The organism is Erythrobacter donghaensis, assembly GCF_001557325.1.
GTDB classification, from domain to species: domain Bacteria; phylum Pseudomonadota; class Alphaproteobacteria; order Sphingomonadales; family Sphingomonadaceae; genus Erythrobacter; species Erythrobacter donghaensis_B.
Genome location: NZ_LSJS01000085.1, coordinates 1 through 4,292, shown reverse-complemented (window position 1 = coordinate 4,292; position 4,292 = coordinate 1). Strand labels below are relative to the sequence as shown.

Genomic DNA, 4,292 nt, shown 5'->3' with positions numbered 1-4,292 from the left:
GCCGACCAATGGAAAGAATGGTCTGCATACCTGAAACCCGCCATTCGCCTTACCACCCACCTGCGGTCATGAGCCGGGCCTGCCCGCGATCCCGAAAGCGGCACGGCGGCTTTACCCGGCTGCTAGAAGATTCCCGCCATTCAGCAAGCGACCCCAATGCGGCCGTAACGGCGCGGTCGACCTACCGCCTAAACCGGCCCTTAGTTTCGGGTCATCTACTTTGGCGACTTGGCCGTCCGCAGAACGGGTGCCAAGGTATTCTCGATAAGCTTGACCTGTGCAGCGATGGTCTGGTCCACTTCGTTTTCTTCGGCGTTCGGGTATCCCTCCCAAATCGCGCTCTCGATCTTCCGCCGGAAATTGGCATCTGTGCCGGCTTTGTCGTTGTGGTTCGCGTCCACGTAGACCTTCACCGTCCAGAACTGCTGGTTCAGCTTCTCGAGCGCCTTCTCCAACTCCTCGCCGAAGAAGGCGCGAGCCATGGGCTGACACTCCTCAAGCGCCCGCTGGTCGTCGCTGGTCGCGTTGAGGCGGTTGTAATAGGCCTGTGCGGTCGCCAAACTCTTGCGCTCGCTTTCGGGGAAGGTCTTCTCCCAATCGCCGCTGGCCTTGAGCTGTTCCTCGGCGGCGTCGGTCTCGTGTCCCCATATAGCTGGGCTGCGGACGCGGGACAGCCCGCGCCGCACCCTGTAGGTCGCCGTCAAGATGCGCTCGGCCTGTTCAATGTGCCGCTCGGCCAGCTTCTGCCGCTTCCAGTTGTCGAAGGTGCGCGAGCCTATGATCGCCGCGCCGATCACGGCCAGCGCGCCCACCACGGTCCCGATCCCGGAGAGCATAGACCCGGTCGCCGCCCAATCGATCATCGTAACGCAGGTCATCATCCGTACCCCTGAACGAAGGTGACCGGCTCGAAATCTGCTGCCAAACTTCGGCGCCATTCAGCCCATCATTGCTTCAGCTGTGGTTATCCCCTAAATGCCATTGGATTATAAAGGGATGGAGGCGGGTTTGTATAGAACTACAGCACCCGCCTGCCAAAGCTTCCGAACTGGTTTAATCGGTTTGGCGGCTATCGTGGCGTCCCCTTTGGCCGGACAAGATAATACCGCGGCAGCGAGTTCGCCTCCAAACGATCCTGCAGCCCCGCCGCCCTCGGAGCTGACCTTCAATCTGAATGTTTCAGTGCCGCGCGACGGCTCCAGTCTGCTGCGTTTGAAGGAGTGTCAGGATCGCAATGATGCAGGCACCATCAGCGGGGAGATCGTGGTCTGTCGCGAAGTGGACAGCGATGACACCGCGATGACAGGCACCCGCGAACAAACACGGAGGCGTTACGCGCAGGAGACGATGCTCAGGGGTGCTTCTCGCGCGCCTGATTTCATTATCGATTGCCACGAGCAGGGCTACCCGTTCGGCTGCGTCGCGTTCGGCAAGGCACCTCCGCCCGCATACGTTGTCGATTTCGGTGCATTGCCCATGGCCCCGGCAGGGTCGGACGCGGATCGCATGGCGCGCGGCCTACCGCCGCTGGGTCAGGGGGGCGAACTGCCTGAAAATGAGGAGTAGGCGCGCCCGGAGTTGTGACCAACGTCCGGCGCCATCCAGAATATTGAGACATTGGAACGGCAGGGCATCCCATTCACCCGATGTTCAGAGCCGCAGCCGCTATTTTCCCCATTATTCTTGAGGGTTATCCGCATGCGACATTGCCTATGGATGCTCGCTGCTTCTGCGGTTGCGACCGCCGGGACAGCAGCTGCAAAGCCTGACGAGAACGCGCAAAGCGACCTCGAGGTTCGCATGGGCGACACTGTCGAGATGTCCATCAACGATCAACCGGTGCGCTTTCGCGTCGCGCCCGATGCCGTTTCCGTGCCGACCCTCAATGCCGATGCTGCGCAGCGGATTGGGTTGAAACCCAGCATGATCGGCTATATCTATGTCATCGGCCCGGAGAAGATCGGGTTCCGCACCGACAACATACGTTATCGCGCCGGCACAGCCTCGTTCAAGCGCCGCACCGCCTTCAGCGACCGGCAATTGACAGATGGTGCGGATGGCATCGCTGGCCCTGAGACATTTCCCTTCGCACGCACCATATTCATCATGCGAGAGGGTCAGCCCGGCGACCGGCCGACTACCTTCCCGCTCGACACTGAAATGGGGCGGAGCCAGACAGGTGTGCGGATCGAAGTCGGCGGCCGGCCGATCTACGTTGCCTTCAGTTTCGACCGGGCTGAAAGTCTTGTGACGGCAACGGGCGGCAAGTGGATCGCCGATGCGAATAGCGGACGGTTCAATGGCGACGCGCGTCAGGCACCGATCCTTTACGGCGTGGCTCGCCCGATCCGGCCGCTCGGTCTCGAGCGCCCGCTGATGCTGGGAGATCTAGAAATCCGCAATCTCGCGGTGCGGGTGTCGGACATGGGCAATTCACGAGGGATTGCCGAAGGGCCCGCGCCCGAGGAGGATCCCAGCGAGATTGTTGTCTCCGGCGACAGCAAGAGCAAGGTCCCCAGCCAGCGGCTCTATATTGGCATGGACACAATCGGGCATTGCGCGTCGATCACCTACGATTTCGGAGCCGGAACTGTCACCCTCATGTGCCCCGATCAGCCACCCCTGCCAAATCCGTAGCCCTTGACGCCCGGCACAGTTAAACCCCTCATAGCAAATGAGGAGAAGGCGATTGCGGCGTAATCAGCCAGCCATAACCCGGTCTTGCCTTGGGCTGGCCTCTCTCGCCGCGTTGCTTGTAGCTCCCACGGTTTCTGCCCGCCCGCTGACCATCGATGATGTGCTCGCGACCGTGGCGGTCGGCCTCAACATGTCACGCAGTTTCTCCGGCCGTCGTGCAAAGCCAGATAGCATGCCCAAGGTGATCCGTTGGATGAGCAAGCGCGAGCTGCTGGATTATGAAGGCGCATATACTGGCTATAGCGTCAGCGACCGGTTCCGCGACTTGATCGAGGAGATCGAGCCGGAGGTGCACCAGTTCGAACCGATCCGGTTTGTCGCCAAGGACGGCACACTTCTGGAGGACCGGTGGTTCTGGCAGATCACGGCTGCGAACACCTTGGCGGTCCAGTGCTGCGATGACCTCCTCGCTCGAGCATCCCGCAAAGCAATGAAACAGGATCGCTTTCCGACCCAGTGTCACTCGTCGGCAAAAACGTCATTGTTGATGGCATTCCGACGGCCGCCGACCGCATTCAAGCGGACTGGATCGGCCAGATCTAGCCACCGCGAAATCGATCAATCCTTGATGGCACTGTTCAGGGGATAGGTGAGCGGCTTGATGGCGGAGGCTGAAGGAGTGATCCTGGCTGGTGCAGGCAGCTTCCTGCGCGGCGCGGCCACCAGGCGGAACGGCGCACGAACCGGGAGGCGCGATTGCTCGGGAAGGCCCAACCGGCCCGCTGCTGGCGGGGCAAGTCTGACAGCACCACAGCCGAGGCTTCCCAGTGCACGCTTGGGACGCTCGAAACCTGCCAACCTGCCGCTTCCGGGATCAAGGAAAGTCCGATGCACCGCGATTACGCCGACGTCAGTTGTGACGGCCGCCAACATGGCCGGGAGGAATTGGACTGCACCGCGTGGCCCGAGCGGCGTTCGCTGGAGATAGCGAAGCTGATCAGAGGCACGCAGAATCCCGCGCTGCGCGAGGTATACTTCGACAGGGGTGCCGGGGATCGCCGTCGCCGAGCGCCACAAACGCCGTGCGTTGGAATTGAAGTCTCTTTTTTCCTGCGGATCAGCGGCCACCGCGCCAGCGCCATCGAACAGGTCTGCAACCGGATCGACGGCATGCATGCTGATCTGACCAACATGGTCTTCAGTATAAGGGTCTGGAACCCGCCTCCGAAGCCGGAGGTGGCAAGGCCTGTCTACGATCTGATGAAAATCGGCCAAGCTCATTTCTGGCATGACATGCATACCAAAGGCACTTTCGTCAGCGATTTTGCCAAGAGCCGCATTGATGAGGCTGGCATCACCGGCGTTCACTTCGAACATCGCGATCAAGCATGAGCGCGGGGCCGAGCCATGCCCATTGTACCGCTGAAGATTTCGGAGCGCTGATTGACTGCCGACCCCAACGCGCCACGACGAACGCGCCTTAGAGAACCTGCCGTTCAGCAAACCACCCACGACCGGCCTTGAGCTGGGCCAATGCTCGATCTCGAAAGCCGTATGGCGGCTATCCCCGGCTGCTGGAAAATTCCTGCCTTTCAGCAACCGACCCCATTAACGTCATTGGGCTTGCACTTCGGTCATGCTGAAAGCTGCCGCAC

5 protein-coding genes are annotated in these 4,292 nt (G+C 61.0%); 3 read left to right on the top strand and 2 right to left on the bottom strand.

Annotation, left to right across the window (positions count from 1 at the left end; genetic code table 11):
* Positions 1 to 215: 215 nt before the first annotated feature.
* The gene (locus tag AX692_RS04325; RefSeq protein WP_073977297.1) at positions 216 to 881 is read right to left on the bottom strand and encodes a hypothetical protein; all 666 of its coding nucleotides are present in this window, start codon (positions 879 to 881) and stop codon (positions 216 to 218) included.
* Between the two features lie 181 nt (positions 882 to 1,062).
* On the opposite strand from AX692_RS04325, the gene AX692_RS04320 reads away from it, so the two are divergent.
* The 3 genes from AX692_RS04320 (at position 1,063) to AX692_RS20775 (ending at position 3,286) form a co-directional block, all read left to right on the top strand.
* Positions 1,063 to 1,566 (top strand): hypothetical protein, encoded by a 504-nt coding sequence (locus AX692_RS04320; protein WP_155644814.1) that lies wholly within the window; start codon positions 1,063 to 1,065, stop codon positions 1,564 to 1,566.
* Positions 1,567 to 1,800: 234 nt separating this feature from the next.
* The gene (locus AX692_RS04315; protein WP_155644813.1) at positions 1,801 to 2,637 is read left to right on the top strand and encodes a hypothetical protein; all 837 of its coding nucleotides are present in this window, start codon (positions 1,801 to 1,803) and stop codon (positions 2,635 to 2,637) included.
* A gap of 52 nt (positions 2,638 to 2,689) precedes the next feature.
* Positions 2,690 to 3,286, top strand: a complete 597-nt coding sequence (locus AX692_RS20775) for an imm11 family protein (protein ID WP_155646457.1) — start codon at positions 2,690 to 2,692, stop codon at positions 3,284 to 3,286.
* Here the strand turns inward: AX692_RS20775 and AX692_RS20770 are convergent.
* Positions 3,256 to 3,813 carry a DUF7146 domain-containing protein gene (locus tag AX692_RS20770; RefSeq protein WP_419470494.1) on the bottom strand — a complete coding sequence of 186 codons (558 nt, stop codon included), beginning with the start codon at positions 3,811 to 3,813 and terminating at the stop codon, positions 3,256 to 3,258. The two genes, AX692_RS20775 and AX692_RS20770, sit on opposite strands and share 31 nt — an antisense overlap.
* Positions 3,814 to 4,292: the final 479 nt, after the last annotated feature.